At 50.9% G+C, this 18,508-nt stretch carries 16 protein-coding genes; all 16 read right to left on the reverse strand.

Annotated features, from left to right (window positions below; translation table 11 throughout):
- Positions 1-11: 11 nt before the first annotated feature.
- A complete protein-coding gene (locus KJW29_RS10080) occupies positions 12-3,848 on the reverse strand; it encodes a DUF5704 domain-containing protein (RefSeq protein WP_246608678.1) in 3,837 nt (1,278 codons plus the stop codon).
- Positions 3,841-4,962 (reverse strand): copper amine oxidase N-terminal domain-containing protein, encoded by a 1,122-nt coding sequence (locus tag KJW29_RS10085; RefSeq protein ID WP_214629694.1) that lies wholly within the window; start codon positions 4,960-4,962, stop codon positions 3,841-3,843. The genes KJW29_RS10080 and KJW29_RS10085 overlap by 8 nt, the downstream gene beginning before the upstream one ends.
- Positions 4,963-5,095: 133 nt before the next feature.
- Positions 5,096-6,100 carry a COG1470 family protein gene (locus KJW29_RS10090; RefSeq protein ID WP_214629695.1) on the reverse strand — a complete coding sequence of 335 codons (1,005 nt, stop codon included), beginning with the start codon at positions 6,098-6,100 and terminating at the stop codon, positions 5,096-5,098.
- Between the two features lie 75 nt (positions 6,101-6,175).
- On the reverse strand, positions 6,176-7,150 hold the full coding sequence (locus tag KJW29_RS10095) for a hypothetical protein (protein WP_214629696.1): 975 nt from the start codon (positions 7,148-7,150) through the stop codon (positions 6,176-6,178).
- Complete coding sequence (locus KJW29_RS10100; protein WP_214629697.1) at positions 7,137-7,685, reverse strand: hypothetical protein; 549 nt, start codon at positions 7,683-7,685, stop codon at positions 7,137-7,139. The genes KJW29_RS10095 and KJW29_RS10100 overlap by 14 nt, the downstream gene beginning before the upstream one ends.
- Entirely contained in the window at positions 7,682-8,074 is a 393-nt protein-coding gene (locus tag KJW29_RS10105) for a hypothetical protein (RefSeq protein WP_214629698.1), read from the reverse strand. Before KJW29_RS10105 ends, KJW29_RS10100 begins: the two co-directional genes overlap by 4 nt.
- A gap of 191 nt (positions 8,075-8,265) precedes the next feature.
- Positions 8,266-8,745: an ABC transporter permease gene (locus KJW29_RS10110; RefSeq protein WP_214629699.1), complete on the reverse strand. Its 480-nt coding sequence runs from the start codon at positions 8,743-8,745 to the stop codon at positions 8,266-8,268.
- Positions 8,746-8,817: 72 nt separating this feature from the next.
- A complete protein-coding gene (locus KJW29_RS10115; RefSeq protein WP_214629700.1) occupies positions 8,818-10,887 on the reverse strand; it encodes a hypothetical protein in 2,070 nt (689 codons plus the stop codon).
- Positions 10,884-12,746 carry a Flp pilus assembly complex ATPase component TadA gene (locus tag KJW29_RS10120; RefSeq protein ID WP_214629701.1) on the reverse strand — a complete coding sequence of 621 codons (1,863 nt, stop codon included), beginning with the start codon at positions 12,744-12,746 and terminating at the stop codon, positions 10,884-10,886. The genes KJW29_RS10115 and KJW29_RS10120 overlap by 4 nt, the downstream gene beginning before the upstream one ends.
- Positions 12,743-13,582: a hypothetical protein gene (locus KJW29_RS10125; protein ID WP_214629702.1), complete on the reverse strand. Its 840-nt coding sequence runs from the start codon at positions 13,580-13,582 to the stop codon at positions 12,743-12,745. Before KJW29_RS10125 ends, KJW29_RS10120 begins: the two co-directional genes overlap by 4 nt.
- A gap of 14 nt (positions 13,583-13,596) precedes the next feature.
- Positions 13,597-14,304 (reverse strand): hypothetical protein, encoded by a 708-nt coding sequence (locus tag KJW29_RS10130; RefSeq protein ID WP_214629703.1) that lies wholly within the window; start codon positions 14,302-14,304, stop codon positions 13,597-13,599.
- An 11-nt stretch (positions 14,305-14,315) separates the two neighbouring features.
- Positions 14,316-15,437, reverse strand: a complete 1,122-nt coding sequence (locus tag KJW29_RS10135) for an SAF domain-containing protein (RefSeq protein ID WP_214629704.1) — start codon at positions 15,435-15,437, stop codon at positions 14,316-14,318.
- Positions 15,438-15,473: 36 nt separating this feature from the next.
- Positions 15,474-16,085 carry a hypothetical protein gene (locus KJW29_RS10140; protein ID WP_214629705.1) on the reverse strand — a complete coding sequence of 204 codons (612 nt, stop codon included), beginning with the start codon at positions 16,083-16,085 and terminating at the stop codon, positions 15,474-15,476.
- 2 nt (positions 16,086-16,087) lie between these two features.
- Entirely contained in the window at positions 16,088-16,258 is a 171-nt protein-coding gene (locus tag KJW29_RS10145; protein WP_214629706.1) for a hypothetical protein, read from the reverse strand.
- An 85-nt stretch (positions 16,259-16,343) separates the two neighbouring features.
- Positions 16,344-17,291, reverse strand: coding sequence for a ParB/RepB/Spo0J family partition protein (locus tag KJW29_RS10150; protein WP_214629707.1), 948 nt, complete (start codon positions 17,289-17,291; stop codon positions 16,344-16,346).
- On the reverse strand, positions 17,239-18,066 hold the full coding sequence (locus KJW29_RS10155; protein ID WP_214629708.1) for a ParA family protein: 828 nt from the start codon (positions 18,064-18,066) through the stop codon (positions 17,239-17,241). The genes KJW29_RS10150 and KJW29_RS10155 overlap by 53 nt, the downstream gene beginning before the upstream one ends.
- Between the last annotated feature and the right edge of the window lie 442 nt (positions 18,067-18,508).

Here is an 18,508-nt window from a genome sequence, read left to right on the forward strand (position 1 = left end):
GGCTGGTGATTTTAATGCGTTCCTCCCGTTCCGAAATCATCGTAGCTGGACAAATCGGCATGGTAAAACACAACATCGCCATCCAGTAGCGAGAACGATGCTCCATAAGGATCGACGAAGTTGCGCTGATAACCCTCCATCTGCCATTGATTAGTAAGCGGCGCATTTTTGTACTGCAAATGCGGGCGGCTGATGTCCTTGTTGCGAATGGTTTCGATGTTGAAATTGACCACGATATAGCCTTCACGCAGGAAAATCGGCGCCTTATCGTCCAAGCGATGGGTGCGTCCGTACTCGGCCAGATTCATGCCCGCTGGCACTGCATAAGGAGCAGCGGGAAGACTATACTCGCCAAACCAGCGCTGCACCGAGGCATTCGCCCGCGCCGTATTAATGCCTGAAGGTACCTGCATGCTGCCGATAAACGTCCGAAGCTGCGAAGGCAGCAACATGCCATCGTAGCCCCCTACATAAATCCGCTTTTGCGTTGCGTCCTTCAAAACCTGCTGCACATACGAAGTCTGATTACCAGACGAACCGTTCAGACTCCATTGCGATTTTGCCGTATTCGTTAGCTCCTGCTGTGACACATTGCGCAGACGGGTATCTAGCGTCACCAGTCGCTGCTCGGTATCCTCCGATGAACCAATCCGAATAAACCGCTTGTTGTCCGAATGATAGTACAAGTCCACCCTTTGCCGATTCTGACCCTTCTTGTCTACGAAATAAAAGGTAGGCGTAATTTTCACGCCGTCTCCCGCGCCAAACATATTCCCTAACGTTTTGACTTCAAATTTGAGGTGATAGCCCGTTTTGACAGCAACATTCTTCTTGCCACTCGCCGGGTGACTGCCCGGTCGAATCGGCAGCACGTAAGGAGACGCATTTCCGCGCGCCGCGCCGTCGATCCCTTTTGTACCTACCCAATAACTATTTCCGGTCGGAGTCGCGCTGCCTGTCGTTGTTCTGAACACCGTTTCCCACTGAAAATCGGCTATGTCGGTAATGCGAAAATCGAACAGACGGCCTATAACCTCGACAGCCACAACCTGCGTCGCTACATGATGAGTTAAGTCCAGATTGGCATTACTTTGTGATGTAAATGAAGCCGGACTGTTTTCAGCAGACGTGCGGAACAGCACATCGTAGTTCCCTTCGTCCACCCAAACGGGCATGTAAAAAGTAGTCGTTAGCTGACTGACAGGAATCGAAGTCCAGGTGTCTTTCGGAATTAAAGTTGCGCGGTCAGACTTATATACATCGAACGGGAACCGCACCTGTTTGATGCGCACATATTTAGCATAGTCCCGATTGCCGTAGCCTTTGATGTCCTTGTGTGCGCCACTGGTTGGAATAGTGACCGTGAAAGGTCTATCCAAAATGAGCGCGGCTCGTCCGGCTGTCGGCGTTGTCTTTTGGTTATGCGCCTTATCGTCGGAAACGGATGCCTGATTAACAACGGGCGTATGCACCGTCACCGAATTGATGCCATTGATCGGGTAGCTTTTGTTGTCACCACCGCCAATGCCTTTAATGAGCGTATAATAAATCATGCCTGAGCTGGGTTGGCTAGCTTTATTCGTTTTTCCGCCGTCGATGACATATCCCGAGCCGTACAGCACATTCTGACCGATCACGGTAGACGCTGGAATCTTTCCTGGCGTTGGAGCCGTTTCCTCAACCGTCCGATTATCCATCACCGTACTGCCGTTAAACACGAGTGAATCGTTTTTCACCTTGATTTTGCCAATGGCGTTTTCCGCAACGGACTTCCAATCCTCGTTCGGAATGGATGGACGACTGGAACTTCCCGATAGGGTCTGACCAGAGAGCGTCACGTTCGAATAAACCGGGTCTGTTACATGTGCGCTGAGCGCAGCATCGTGTGTGGCAGATACTGCTGGAGGTGTATAGCCGCTCGGTTGGAGCGTTACCGTTCCAGAAGGCAATGCGTAATTGGCGACCGTCGCCCTTTGCAGGCCATACACTTCGAGATTTTGAATCGTCCAGAAGCTGTACTTTCGCTCAATCGTATAATCTTTCGTGATCGTCTGCGTCGCAGAACGCGGAACATCGATTGTAGTCGGATTGCCTTTGTCATCTGGTGGTCCAGCTTGTGTCTCCGTCCACGTAAGGGTATAGGTTTTGCTCACCTTAATGGGATATTGCTTCGTACCTTTCGTTTCCGTGAATGTGTTACGGTACAAATATGATTTGGCTAACACATTTGCATACAGGCTCTCCGAAGTCGGAATGCCTTGCAATACATCGAATTTTTCCGCGCCGCGCGTATCTGCTTTGATGACGGCGGAAGCGCCTGCGTCCATTGCTTCGGCTTGCTGGCTCGTGCCGGGAGACGAGGTATCACCGCCACCACTGTCGCCTTTGCGTATGGTATGGTCCGATGTGGAATCCCCACTGTTACCGTTCGCATCTTTCACGACGATTGTGATTTTAACGGTTACACTGGAGCCAGAACTGAATGGGATTTTGATCGGCAGTGTTTTACTCGCCTTCAGCCCGCTGAGCGAGCCGGACTTGTCGCTGGGCGTAACGAACGTTGCATTCTCTATGTTGGTGATCTCATACGACTTGAGCGGCGTGGAAGACTTCGCTTCAAATACAAACTCCCCATTCACTGAGGTAACCGAAGCACCGACATTATCTGGCGCGTCGATACGGGATGTTACTGTGACCGGGGAGGGGATTTTATAGACGCCGACGAAGTTGGAGCCGCCTGAACCGACCAGAATGGAACGTTCCCGCAGCTTTGCATCTCCTTTTTCCTGTATGAACATCTTCTCGTCCGGCTTATTGTTGTTTGTAATATAGGACCGGATGATTTCATACGTCTGCCCTCCCGATGTAAGTTGTGATTCGAACGTATGGTTGGCTTCATTTCCAGTCTCATAGACGCCTTTATTGACTTCCTTGAGCTTCGTACCATCTTCCTTCTGATAGATCACCTTCACCGGGTTATATTCGGCGTATTCGGCTATCGCATCCGTTCCCCCAAGCGCCGTCGTAAAACTGCGAATGCGTACTTTATCATTGGTTTCGGAATTTTCCTGCAACCATTTCTTTTGTGTTAAATCCTGCTTAGGAGATAAGTAGGAACGAACAATTGAATAGGTTTTGCCGCCGTCCTCGATGGTTGCCGGAAATTCATGATTGATCGTTTCGCCAATCTTATACTTCCCCTTGTGATAAGTCGCTGCTGGTTGATTGATGATCCGTCCGCTCACCGTTTTAGCAATGACATCGACAGGAAACTTTGCACTGCGGTAAGGGATATGCAAACCAAAATAGTCATCCAGATCGTCTGGAACTCTCCAACCCTCAGCTTGTTTAATGCCAGATAAGGTGTAAAATGGACCTTTCCGCACTGTGCCATCTCCATTGATCGAAACCATTACAGCATAAAAGTAAAGATTATCGTTATCTTGAATGCCGTCCATACCAGCCTGCCAAAGCCGCTGCGTAACTACAGCTTCGGGTATCTCGTAGTATGATGTCAGCGGTTGCCCCGGTATCGGAGGATCGGGATACAGTCCGGTTTGCTGCACTTCTTCATTTAAAAATAACGCATGCGGCTTGCTTCGCGGATCACTACACTGTTTAGGCAATGTCGCCGTACAAACTTGTTCCCGCGCAACAATCCAACCTACCGTTCGATAACGGATTGAGGTGCTTGCTGCCGTACTTGTGATTTCAAACTGGATCATACCGTCACGAATAACAATCTGAGGAGCCGCAGCCTCTGCTTTTTGATTCACAATAAAAGGCATAAAAAAAGTGCATGCCAGCAGCATGCACAATACACGTTTGAAACGATTTATCCTATTCATGTGATGATTCCACCTTTTTAATGGTGTGGTTATTGAATAAACTTGCCGATGGCGAGACTTTTAATGTGCTTCCCCAATCGCCACCAACATTGGTTACCATCTTAATATCCGTATACCCTTCATACCACACCTTTTTTTCAAAATCGGCTTTCTGTGGGAACCACTCATCATAAATTAAGCGTTCAGGCTTTTGAAAAGAGATGAATTGTATCCGAAACTTGGCACGAATATAGTCCGCTCCAAACCCGTCATGGAAAATCATAGAGGGCTCCGGGTCCAGATAACCGATGACCTGAATTTGATTTCTTTTGACCCAATCCACATACTCACGAATATATTTCAGTTCAGCATCAGAGTTTCTCATCTTCGTATCAAGCACAGCTTTCGCCCACGTATCGTCTATCGTTCTGTAATCGACATTCAACCAGAGTGCGCCGAATGTTTTCAAACGTTTCATCCATAAGTCTATATTTCCCTTATTGTATTCCGGTTCATTGGCATACAGATCGGCAGCCACTTTGCTACGGCCAGGTCTGGCATAAGGGTAGCCCATTTCATACATCTCATTTGCTACATCTGCCAGGATGTACGGGTAATCTGCCGCATTTTTCGGAAGATTGGTCGTGCGAATCAAACGCCCCCATTCATCATACCGGGCATTATCAGCAGCCTTCTTCGTAAAAATGAATACGGTCGATGTGTCATTGTCCCATTCTACTTTTGCTCCCAGAATCTCACTCACAAACCGAAGCGGAACAAACGTCCGCCCGCCGCTCAGGATGGCTTTCGTATCCAAAGTGACCGCTTTACCATCCACCTGCACAACATTTTGGTCAATGGTCAGAACGATAGATTGATCGTCTCTTGAAATCGGAACGGTCTGCGTTTTCGATTCCCAGCCAACCTTGGCTCCGAGCGATTCGGCAACAAAGCGCACCGGGACAAGCGTTCGCCCGTTCGAATCAATAAACGATTGCGCGTCGGGAAACCAGATTTTTTTGCCGTCCATGACGATACCGACAAAGGTTGGCGGTTTGCTGGCTGCGCTTGCTGTCAAACTGAATATGCTTCCGATAAGTGTCACAATGAGAAGGGATATTAAACTTCTTTTCAATTGCCTCACTCCTTAAAGAAAATGTGTAGGACTGGAAAAACTTGCTGTTTCCTACATCATAGTGCCGATTCTCTTGCCTGTCCACTGTCAGGCAACGTGTTCTTGTTCTGGCAAAGGAAACAGGAGCCGCGCGTTACGTCTTGCGTGAAGCCCTTTTCCTCAAAACTACAACGATGATGATAAGAATCAGCAGCAAGCCCCCGTAGACGTAGGATGGGCGAAAACTAAAAGAATCTTCATGGAATAAAGAGCCACTATCGGCCACCTGATCCACGTTTTCCAATGGCGTAGTCACCCAATCGGTTTGACTATCCTCACTGAATACCTCAAAAAGCAATTCTCTCTGTTCCAAACTTTCGTCCAGCAGGGTCTTGACCTCTGCTATATAAGAACCGGGAGATAATGGTCTGCTTAGCTCGGCCCTATACTGAGCGACCGTGCCTGCATAGATTGGATCAACCGTTGAATGCCGTTCATACAAAAACATGCTGGAATCGTCCTGTCGTTTGACTCGCACCAATATCTCCGGTTCGGACAAGCTATCCCCTTCATTGACCAGCAAAACCGTCAGGTACGCCTCTCCATTTTCCACCATGTATGTGGCCGCGTGCGGGACAGCCTCGGGCTGCCTCGCTTGGTCCAGCTTGTAGTTAAGAACGACCTGTAACCCGACTTTTCTCCCCGCCGACTCCCGCGTTCTTTGATGCTCATCATAAACGCCGATTACGGATACGTATTGACCCGGCTTTACACTTTCCGGTATCTGCATTTCCATTGTAAAGCTTTGCGTCTCGCCAGCCTTAAGGGTAAAACTACGATCAGGTGTTGTGTACCATGCAGCCGAACCGGTATCGGGATCATCAGGCAGGGTGAAATCAAATTCTTTACCGCCGCCCAGCGCAGGCATAGCATCTGCCGCATAGAGCAAACCTGTTATTTCCCCATCAGTGGGATTCGTGACATGAACCGTGTACTGACGTTTGTCGCCGGGAACAATGTCCTCGACGTAAGCGCTGAGCTCAGGATTGATCCGGTCACTATTCCCGCTGATGAACAACTGCTGGTCTTCCACAGGTGTTGTAAATCCGGCAGCTATCAAAAAAACGATTACCGCCAACAGAAGACGAAACCAAATCATAGATGAACTCCTTTCCTTATATTCCGCTTACCCTCGCCCACATGAGCCTGCAAGCACGCGTCCCGGGTAGAGAGCCTAGCCGGGACAAGGCAGGGGCATATATCCCTTGCGCGCGGCTGCTTGCTCGCTGGCGAATGTTTCTTCGGCCGGATAGGTGTAACCGCATGAACTGCGATAATACACCTTCATGCTACCTTTCTTGGCCCCAATAATCGTTGGACGCTTCACAATGCGACTCCCGCCAAGGGCATAGCTGTTGTACATCTTCGTTCCCATCGGGATGCCTTGTACAAAAGCCAAAACGCCCACATCATCCACCGTATTACTCCAGTCCTCATCGGAAATCAGAGGCAAGGTGAACGTGTAGATCAGACCGTTTCGAGAGACAGTTTCGTTATACCGGTTGATCTGGTATGCCAGCTCGTCCTGTATGGCCCTCACAATCGTGCTTCGTCGCACCTGCTCGAACAACGCAGCATCCTGCAAAAGCGGAATTGTCGTTTGCAGCAAGATGTCCTGCCACAAGCCTTCATGCCAGCTTTGGCTGGCAGCATCGTAGGCCAGCACCTGCTGGTCGAGCGTAAAGGACAAACTGTTGCCAGCCGAATCGGAATAGGCATAGGGCTTCTTCGTTCCCCACGCCGGTTCCATGACGATTTTTCCATCAGTCCCCGTCCATTCTTGCTCGGAATAGACATAAAATCCGTCGTATCCGACAATCACGATAGCCGGAATGTAACGATGCAGGACTCCCTGCGTCACCGAATCATCCGCAATGCCAAAACCCGCGTCCAACGTCCGGTAGAAGGCTGCAATAGCTTCTTCCTTGTTCAGTACGATACGTTTAACCGAACCGTATTGCGCCTCCTGCTGCTGGCTCGCGTTTACAACGAGCATGCTTGCTGCATCGTCTACCGCCGCATCCAACGCAGCGTCATATTTCAGCTCCGTCAGCATTGTCCTCCGCAGCGTGTCCGTCTCGTATCGGTTGACCGTCGCGAAGGGCAGAAAAATCAACGCGCCGACGATAGCCCATTCAATCCATTTCATTGCGCACCACTCCCCCGTAAGGGATCACGATCTTTTCATTTGGGCTGATCGTGTTATTGAGAAAGTCAAAAAACAACGTGCCTGACGTCCGATTTGTATTGCGCACGATCACCGAGAAGCTGTCACCTGCGCGCATCCTGTAACGGCGGCTCGGGTCGTCCTTTGCTGCTTGATTGCCCGGAAACAGAACCACCAGGATCTGCGAATTGAAATACGCATCGTACTTTATCTCATAGCTGCCCTTAAAGGTTTCGGGCCGAGTCTGATCGTCATAAACCGGCACATACTTTTTACTGTCATGCTCCATTCGTACATCAAAGGTATTACCGGTTGCAGCGAGTGCGGCCAGAAAATCGTTGTACATCGTAGGCGTAATGCCGCCCTTATCCCGAACCGCATCGACGAAGGTTGTCGTCGCACGCAAGGCAACCAGTTCTGAAATATCGTCCTGCTGGTCAAAGGCAGCAGAGATCGGGTACAGGTAGAGCAGCAGTACAGCAATTAACACGGCGAAAATTTTGATAATACTGTTCATGGCAAGCTCCTTAACGTCAAGCGCTGCAAGTTGCCGTATGCATCCCGCTCATAGCTAGAAGAATAACACCCCTTCAAACGTATGCCTGCGGACGAGAGCTGCTCCCGATCCAGCGGCGGCGCGAAAGGAATACCGTCTACCACCATTTCCGCGTCTCCATCCTCTAAGCGAGCGATGGCTTGCAGCACTTCCGCTCCGGAGACCGTACCATCACCAGTGAGTTGTTCTTCGGTCTGCTGCAAATTGCGCTCCTGCGATTGACCGGTCACATAGGCGAGAGCATTAAGTGAAGCGCCGTTCTGAAACTGCATCAGACCGCTGCCTGCGGCCATGAGGAAAACGAGCAAGGCTACGCTCATCTCCAGCATTGTTCTTGGCGCATAGTCCATGCGATGCACCTCCTTCATGACGAAAGCGTCCAGCCTGGGCCGGACGCTTTCGCAACTTCATTTGGCCTTATTGTTGCCGGAAAACGATGCCGCGAATGGCATTGCTGCTGTCCAGCACCAGCATGCTGCGGACCTCCTTCATGACGAAAGCGTCCAGCCTGGGCCGGACGCTTTCGCAACTTCATTTGGCCTTATTGTTGCCGGAAAACGATGCCGCGAATGGCATTGCTGCTGTCCAGCACCAGCATGCTGCGGAACTTGCCGCTCGGATTGACATAGTTGATGTCTGCCTCATCCAGCGCTTGACTAAGTTGACCAGGTGCGATTCCGACGACCGTTCCATACGTGACGCTATCCAGCGGAACACCCGTATTAATGGTCTTGCCATACCATTGGCCGGCTGGATTTTTGCCGGTGACGATTTGAATACCGAATTGCTCCTCATCATGAAACTTACGCAGTGCATTGACGACTTGGCTACCTGAAAGTGTCGTATTGTCATACACCGTATACGCGGTCTGCGCCAGCTCCTGTGTCAGACTGCTATAACTGTTTTGCGCCGTCTTTGCAGAGTCCTGAGCGGAAATAAACAGTACGACTGACAACGTGATAAGTGCGATTGCAAGGAAAATACCAGCAGCCATTACGAGCGCCTTTTGTGCATTGGACATGTTCAATTCTCTCCTTTAATTTAGGGAATAAAAAAACGCTTTCCCATTGATAAGGGAAAACGTCTGTGCGGACTACTGGATACGATGAAGCTGATCATAGTAAGTGGTCATCTGGTGCAGGCTGACGATAACCAGGGGGATAACCAGATAGCCGAATATCAGCGTCATCAAGGGGGCAAACCCGATCCAGCGGCCCCAGCCTGCCTTTTGTTCAATCAACTGCTCATATTCCTGCTTGCGCTGCTCCCGCGCAAAAGCCTGCTCCGCTTCGAGATCGTCGAATGCCTGACGGATGGTCAAATGCTGCGATGCCATCTCCAGCTTTTCAACGATCCGAAGAAATGGAAGAAATGGCGCATCTTCTTTAAGTTGTGCAAGTGCCTGTTCTTCGCCCTGCTCATAATGAAGCAGGCAAGCTTGCAGCGGCTCCTTGAAGACATTCGCGAACTGTTCCATCCATAGCAGAAGCTGTTCAACCGACATTCGGTTCATCTCGGAGAGCATGGCAATAACAGCATGCAACTGATCCACCTCATGCTTCATCTCCATCTGCCGCATGCGACGATGGAACAGTCGTATGCCAACCGGCAATGCGTACCCGCCCCACCCCGAGGAGAAAGCCAGGAACGCTTCCCACCAAACCAGTAAAGGTTGGTTCAGCTTCTCCAGCTTGCCCAGAATTCGCCGCCCCGTAAGTCGAAGTTGATCCTCCTTGACCGCTACAGTCGGGTCTTTGCGCAGCAGGCTGATGATACTATTTTCGTTTCGCGGCCTCACCTCCTTTAATTGATCGAGTATTCTTCGATCCAGCGCGGCTGCTTCCCGCGCCTTCACTTCCTCCTCCGGCGATAACTGCCCGAACAGCGTTCCCGGCTTCACTGGCGCATACAGTACCTGGTGCCGCTCCGCTACATGCAGCGACACGAACAAGCCCAGTACCGCTAAAAATGCTGCAATCCCGGTGGCGATTCGCTGCACATAAAACCATTCAAGACGTAAGGGCGAAGCCGTATCCTTGAGCAGCCGGGTCATCCGCTGTGCCTCTCGCGAGCCGGGAATCGGACCTAACCGATGGGCCAGCCAGCGCACCCACGGCCAGCCATAGACCCGCTGCTCCCATCTTTTTCGGCTGGTGGGTCTTGCGGTCGCATCCAGCTCCGACAGGTTGCGCAGCAGCACGTAGCATAGCCACACGACGACAAGCAGACAGAGTTTAACCGCCCATCCGAATGCACTGGCGTAGAAGGTGTCCATTGCCGGAAAAAAGTGGCTGGCCCAGGCTTCAATCGGACGAGTAAACAACAGCGGCAACAGCGCAATAACAGTCAGCCCCTGTAATAAGTAACTAAGACGCTCGCGGCGCAGCAACTCCAGATTCAGTTCGACGGACAGCTTTTCCAGTCCCTTGAGGTAGACAGAGCCCGTTTCGGTTTGCTGGTCACCGTGTTCCTTGATGAGATAGGACAATCCAGCAAAGCCCTGCAAATAGCGATTCGGGGCAATCTCCACATATTGCGCCAGTTTCTCCTCAGCATCGCTGTCCGTCAGCATGTCGTACAACTCCTGCCCGTGCAGCGCCATTTCATATGGCGCACTGTCCGCCGATTCGTAGATAGCTTCCTCCACCATTCCGTGACGATGGTAGTGATGCCGTACATCGCCAAGAAAGAGACGGAGCTGACGCAACAGCCGCATTTCGAGCCGATGGACACCCATATCCGAGAGAATGCCGTGGCCGACCCAAAGACCAATGCCGAGCATGGCTAAGGTGAAGGGATCTCTCACTGCCCATACAAGCGGAATTGCAGCTATCAGCAAGACAAGCCACATGAGCAGCGCCGATTTCATCGTTTCCAACCGCAACTTCCATTCGTCCCCAAGTCGCAGGATGACCAGCCGCCTGCGAAGATGCTGCAAGTACGCACGTAAAACAGCAACTTGCTCGCAAACGCGGTATAGCTGCTGCATGAAGCTGTAAATCGCCTGCTTCCGAGGCGCTTGTCCCGGCTTGCGCAGTGCTTCATAGCGTCGAACTGCCGCCACCTCTGAATCACGCCGTGACAGCCACAGAAAAGCGGCGATAGTGACAAGGAATAACACCGTTGCAATCCCGAGTATGGGAGAAAGCCAGTCTCGAATCATGTCTCATCCCCCCAATGGGACGCCAGAAACGCATCAAACACAGCCTGATCGGGGCCGCTCAGGTATTCCGCAATCTCAAGGCGACTTTGCTCGGACAGTGGATGAACGGCAACGTAACGGCCGTCCCGGAACTCCACGAGATTTCGTGCGGCATACAGTGGGCGATCCGTCGTGCGGCGGAAATATTCGAGCGCCGTTTCCATAAAGGCCGCCACCCGTTCATCCTTTGTCATTTTCCCACGAAAGGCTTCGGGGTACGCTGTCTCCTCCGGCGCCGGTACGCATTCCGTAATGCGTTCGATATAGCGCCGTCCGTTCAAATCGCGGCGAAGGTGTATATCGAAGTTGACGACGCTGACGACTTGCTGTTCCGCCACACGCTCGTTCGTAAACACCTTTGTTTTTAATAAGGAATTGCGCAGGGACAGCACCAGGTCGCGGAAGGTTTTGGCGTGATGCGTGAACAAAGTGAATAATGACGCTACCTGTGCCATCTGAACCATCCAAGCTGCAACCGGATCGGTCGCCACCTCGCCCAAAATGTTGACGGAGCCGTCCGTCTTCTTCTGGATGTCCAGCCCCTGCTGACCGGAGATCGTCTCGGTTTCGCGCAAGCTGACGATGTTGCGTTCTGGATAAATTTTGCGCAGCTGAAGCTCAAAGCTCATTTCCTGTACCCGAATCGGCAACACTTCTGGAATATGATGGACCATCGCCATAAGCAGCGTTGTTTTGCCGCTGCCTTGCGCACCGGTAATGGCCGTGATCCGCGCACCCGACACCAAATAACGAATGAGACCAATCGGCAATTCCGCTCCGTCATCCTGAATCAACTGCTCCAACGTCGCGCTTTGCACATCAAATTTGCGCACAAAAAAAGCCCACGATTCACTAAATCGTGGGCGCAGCACGACGACGCGGGAGCCGTCCGCCATTTCGTTGACCTTAAACCCGTTCGCCTCAGACAACTGGCCGGGAAAATTGTGCTTGTAGATGATCTGACAAACTCGTCGCAGTTCCTGCTCGGAGCCGAAGGACAAGAAGCTCAGGTGAATAGACTTGCCTTTATAAAACAGCCATACACTATCATGCGAACGGGGCAGTGACTGAAATTGGTCATCCTCCTCCAGCGACCATTCTCCATCCCACATAAGCGGCGGCAAACCGGATACGCCTCCGGATACACCGTCCACACGCATGTCGCGCAACTCGTCCACAACGCTGAATCCTTTATATTGCTGATAAATCCGCTGGACGACAATCTGGAGCTTATCGTCCGTCGTCAAACGCGGCGCTTCATGGGCAAAGACACTACGAATATCCTCCGCCGTAATTCGATATGCTTTAAGCTGGCCTTCTTCATTTCGTCTTTCCTGATCCCAGTCATAGGTTTGAATGAGCCGATCGAGCGCATGAAGTCCGGCTTCCTTTTTATACATATGAAGCAGAATGTCAAACTGGTCTTGCTCGGAGAGAGACCCCTCCTGATGAAACGGCAGTAGGAGGTTCAAATGTGCATCGTCCAGTTCATATTGTTGCGTTAGCAGGTCGGCAATGATCTCCTTGACATATTCTTTGTCCCGTAGATCACCAGAAGTACAGCCCCGCAGCGCCTTTTTCAACTCCGCCCGTTTGCTTTTTCGACGGCGGTACTCTTCCTCTGACAATCCGAAGTCAGCCAAGCTGCTGCTGGTCAACTCGTGAAGCGCCGTTTTCACGAAAGTGGTCATTGCTTCTAACGTATATACCGACGTTTCGTCTGCCCGTTCGGGCAATCGTCGGCTCAGACGCAAGTAGAGGAAGAAGAGCGAAAGCAACAGGAGCGCAATCAGAATTAAAATATTGAGCATGGCCGTCATGGTGTGTCGTCCCCCTTTCCTCCGTAAAGGGACTGCCTTGCGCCCGCACTATCGATCACAGCCTGTGCCAATTGGCGCACTTGTTGCACAAAAAGATGATTTTCATGACCACTTGCTGCCTTCCAGTTGCGGAACCAAAAGGAATTCGATTCTCCGTGCTGTACCGCGTCCATCCAGCCCGTATTATGCGTCACAGAGTAAATAGAGGTTCCAATGTGGAATTGGCGCATGAGATTTTTAACGGTAAGCGTCGAGTAAGGATCGTATTGTCCACATACAAATAATGTTCTTCGGCTCTGCAACGTCGCTACTTCCGCCGATTGGAAAAATCGCTCTAACAGCAAACGGTTTTGCGGTAAGCAGACAACCCATACATCGGCTTGCTGCCGCACCAATTCGTACCAAGCCGATCCGTTGCCGCTCCCACCGTCCAGCAGCACCACATCGTAGGCACGGCGGGATACCTCCAGCAGCGGTGTGAGCCATTCCTTTGCCATTTCGATAAAGACATCGTCCGACTTGATGGAGCCGGGCAAAATATCCAGTCGATCGTGCAGCAACGGATGGGCATAGTCTCGCAGCATGATAGGCTCCAGCTTGCGGTTTTTCAGCAGACGGATGAGCGCATCAATTCCCGTATCCGGGGCATGAATGCCATTCCAAGCGGTAGGCCGGAAATAAGCCCGCTCGACAGCGGCATAGCTGTTTTGCAAATGTCCCAGCAGCAGCAGTCGCGCCGAATATTCCAGACCCATGCACGTTGCCGCAGCGAGCAGATTAGTTGTTGTCCCCGCCTGACCGGGAACGGGGCTCCAAAATACAACGGTAACTCCCATATGCATTCTCCTTTCTACCATACTCGCACTTTCTTCCGAGCTATCGACCAAGCCCGCCGCGCCGCCTTGCGGTCGCAATCTCCAAGTTGCTCAAGCATCATTAGCAGCGTATTGCGGTATGCTCCAGTCAGTCCTCGGAGGTCAATACGGCCGTGATGCTGGTTGTTCAAATCGGCGGCTACATCCCGCTCGTCCAAAGGAAAACGAAAAACGGTCTCCTCCCATTGGATATGCCGCATCCTCATTTCAGCTCGCCAAGCAGCCAGATGACCCGGTATGGCGGGGGCAAGCATTTCAAAAAACGTGACAGGCGATTCCGCATCCTGTAAGCCCAGTCGCAGCATCAGCTCCTCGTTTTTTTCCAGCGATAATCGCCTACCATCCCAACACCATACCCGCTTGTCACATTGGGACAAATTAAGACGGAACACAAATTCCGTATGGTCCGTATCCACCAGCATAATGTCGTATGATGGCAGCGTCCCTGCCTGGGCCAAGCCTCGCTCAAGCTGGTCGGGAGTGAGATAGCCGTAGGCCACATCCATACCTTCAAAGTCCAGAACGGCGCTAGTCGCATAAGCATGCGGCAAATAGCCCCGAATCGACTGCGCGATCGTGGAATCGACCAGCAGCACTTTATGTCCAAGCACTGTCAGCAAACGACCCAACACCAATAAGGCATGCGCCTTTTCCGAAATGCCCATAAAAACAATTTTTTTCATATTCGCACTCCTCATTGATTGAAGATGTCTTCCCACTTATCTCCGCTTTCCGGAGTAACTTCGGTTGCCGGGGGCGTCTCCGAAGGCAGCGATGGCGAATCGGAAGGAGAGAATGTCTGTTGGCTTCCCTCCGATGGTGAACCTGTTGTACCAGCAGAGTCGCCCGTTGTAGGTTGCGAACCACTCGTCGAAACCGATGATTCTTCCGGCTGTGGCGTACTAATTGGCTCCGTTCCGCTCATGGCATTGCCCAGCCGCGTCGTTGTCCGTTCGTTTTGCAACTGCTGCTGCACGGTTACGCTGCCGCTGGTAACACGGAGCTTGTCCGATTCGCTGACCGCTTTCAAATTGCCATCCAGCGTTTGACGCAATTTGCGAGCAAGCTCGATTTGTGCGGTTTCGAGCAGATTGGGATCGACCGTCATCAGGTCCAACACCTTCTGATTGGCGGGATAATTAACCACAGCAGCGTCCTGGAGGCCCGGCTCGATGTATGGGAGAGCATACAGCCGCGCTCCTTGCAAATAAGCATCAATAATAGCGCTGGACGTCTGGAGGATGTCCATCTCATTCAGTTCCAACCACACAACCGTCCCAGATAGCTCTTGTACCTTCTTTTTAGATAAGAGAACAAAGTCCTCTCCTGTTGGAAAGCCGATGCGAACGTCGATATATTGGTTAGGCCTCAGATTAGAGGGAAGCTGGATAACCTGAAATTCCTGCACTCGCAAATCCTTCGGAATGGGCTGTCCTTCGTACAATAGAGAAGATAACAACGGCGTTCCAGGCGCAAGCCCGATTTTCGAATTTTTGCCGACAATGCTCTCCCGGTCGGTAATGACGCCAGGTGGAACCAAACTGACCGGCATCGGAACGGACTCCAGGTCATCTGCTTTGATCGTAACACCCGCCGGTATCGTTTTTGCAGTCATCCACACATTTCGGCTATTTTGCTGTTCCTCATTTATCAACTGCTGAATCTGCCTCTCATACTCCTCTTTCATCTGTTGCTGCTTTTGCTGCTGGTCGGTGTGCTGCATCAGCATGTATAGGGCTGCTCCAATCAGTAGTGCTAAGCTGACAGTGATAGCTCCTATAACCAGCGCCTTACGGTGTCGATACGTCCATGACATTGTTCATGATCTCCTTTCATTTATATAGTGCTTCACTTAACGCGCTTCGCCTCGCGGACGCGGCTTCGATGGACCGTGCTCCGCTTGTCGTTGTGCCAGCTTTTCGGCTGCCCACGCCGGTGTATGCTCCGGCTTCAGAAAGCCCATCAGGTTTTCCCGGTTATAGCGGTATTCATCGCCGGAATAGAGTGTTTCCGCAAAGACAACACGCCCACGCGAATTCCCTGTGGCCCCGAAACCTCCCGTTACCCAAACAAGCTGGTTATCTGCTGTTCGAAACTCCGGCCGCAGCCATTCCGGGCGGATCACAACAATCCTGCCGCTGAGATCATCATCACTTTTAATCGGGATGCATTGAGCGGGTTGAACGGTAGGCATCGGCTCCGTAATCGCAGAGCGCTCGGTCTGGAGCTTCTCGATTTCCCACTGCAACAGCTTGGCAAATTCCTGCATGGCAACCAGATAATCCGCATATCCTTCTGCACCGTAATACTGATCGATACCGAACAAATTGTTCTGCGAACAGTAGCAAACCAGATAGGGCTTCTCAGTATTCGCCATGTCGATGCCTAAAATAACCTCGACCCTGCCAATGGGCAGTGCCTGATAAACCTTGTAATCATCAGCCATGCGTTTCTCCTGCTCCATCGTCAGCCCTCCCGATTTGATTTGCGCTCATGCTTCATTTGTTTGCCTTCGGCTTCTTGGGTCTGCTTGCGAAGCGCTTGTTTTTCCTGCTTGGATGGCCCGCTACGTACAAAGCTTGGCTTTTCTTTCATCATGCGTTCATACTGGCGCCGTTTGCCTCTCGTAAAGTCCATTGATTATCTCCTCCCCGAAAATGGGCATAAAAAAAAGCTCTCCGTCAGAGGAGAGGTCGCATGAACAGGGGCAGAAACGGATGAATTACCGCTCGTGCTCCCGTTGTCGTTTTCTATACCATCCTTCCAGCAATTGCACGATCAAGTCTTCTTTTTGCTTTTCGGAAAAATCTCGCGGAAAAAAGCGGTCGATCCGCTCACGCTGGATTTTCATCTGCTCTTTCTGGTTCGGCTTTTCCTCCGTAAGAATCGAAAAGATGACATCTACGTTAAGCCGTCCATCCTGACTCAGCTTTTTCATACGCTGCGCCTGTGCCAGCGAAGGTGTGCAATCCTCGGACTGCATGGTGTCGAACAAGGCTTGCTGTTCTTTCTCGGCCAAGTAAGATAGTTCAACGGCAGGATTAAAAGCAATCCGCTTGTCGTCTACCATTTCGAGAATGGGCGGAGTGAGTTCAGTTAGGCGAATAAAGCGCTGAATCTGATTTCGGCTCTCGCCTACTTGTTCACCTAAAATCTCAACCGAATATCTTCCCTTTAAATCCTGCCCAACTTGGGTAGGATTTTCTTTGCTTGGCCTGCCTGCTTGCCGTTTCATTGCTGCAAGTTTCAACTTATAGGCAAAGGCTTTTTCACTCGGAGAGATATATTCCCGTTGCAGGTTACTATCCACCATAATGATAGTTGCCTGATCGTCATCCAACTCGCGAACGAGACAAGGAATTGACTCCATACCAGCTAATTCGCTTGCCTTTTTGCGACGATGACCGGATACCATTTCGTAACCGCCGCCTGCCTTCGGACGAACCAAACCTGGTACAAGAACACCATACTGCTTAACGCTATCTGCCATTTCCAACATCGCCTCATCTGCTCTTACCTTAAAGGGATGGCCGGGAAAATCGCTAATGTCAGTCAATGGAATATCCATTACCTTTTCCCGCTGCGAATCGGTGCGACTTTCCTCTGTCGAGAACAAATCATCGACTTTGGTCAGCTTTATGCTGGCGAGTCGATCTTCTTTCGCTCCCAATATCCTGCACCTCCTTCGTTAATGAAGCGTAAGCTTTGGCGACTTGTCCGGTTGGGTCGTGGGCATAAATGCTTTTGCCTTTGGCGCTTGTTTCAGCCGCACGAATGGACAGGGGAATTTCAGTATGGAATACACACAGCTTGTCTCCGTAATCCCGGCGCAACACGAAAGAAATATCTTTGGCGAAATTGGTTCGGTTGTCTACCATCGTGAGCAGCACCCCATCCACAGCTAGCTTCGGATTAATTTGACGCCGGACGCGGGCAACCGTCTGCAAAAGCTGAGTCATTCCTTTAGCGGGCAGATAGTGTGCCTGTACCGGGATGATGACGCTATCCGCCGCTGCCAATGCGTTGATCGTCATCATACCCAAGCTTGGCATACAATCGATCAGCACGTAATCGTAATCTGCTTTTACGGAATCGATATACGAACGCATAATTGTTTCCCTGCTCATTGTATTCACGAGTGCCACTTCGACCGCCGATAATTCGATGTTTCCCGGCATTAGGTCGATACCTTCATAATGATGAAGAATGCCTTCCTTCGGTTCATATGGCTCCTCCGTCATGCCTTTCACCAACATCGTAGCCAGTGATACAGAAAGACTGTCCGGCTCGTGAAAGCCAAGAGAGTCCGTCAGGTTGCCTTGCGCATCTGCATCCAGCAACAAAACCTTCTTGCCTTCAGCCGCCAAGCCAATGCCAAGGTTAACTGCTGTTGTCGTTTTGCCCACGCCACCTTTCTGATTGGCGAGGGCGATTACTTTGGACATGTTAAAATCCCCTTTCTTACAAAAAAGCCGGTTACGCTGAATAATCAGGCAACCGGCTTTTTGAAATAATATCTATATAAAAAGAGAACGCCACAAAAAACATTCTCTTGAATATTCCTATTCAGAATTGTCACCGTCTCGTGAAGGTCATTTAACGTTACAAAGTGTTGAAATCGAACTTCTGCTGCTCACAACATTTCAATATTTATAATTCCAATTTGTTTTGGATGTATCAGCACAACAAAAATAATCTCGTCCGGCGGACAGTGGTTAACCGTCCTCATAGGCTAGCGCCTCTTCCAGGATTACTGCAAGCCGCCCCCATTGCGATAACTGTGGCTGGACGGATGTATCATTATCCCTCCGCATGGATTATCGCCTAAATGTTACCGTCATTTATTTTTGCATAGGTAGTGATCGCTAACATTCTATTGATGAAAGA

The organism is Paenibacillus agaridevorans, assembly GCF_018604145.1.
Lineage (GTDB): Bacteria > Bacillota > Bacilli > Paenibacillales > Paenibacillaceae > Pristimantibacillus > Pristimantibacillus agaridevorans.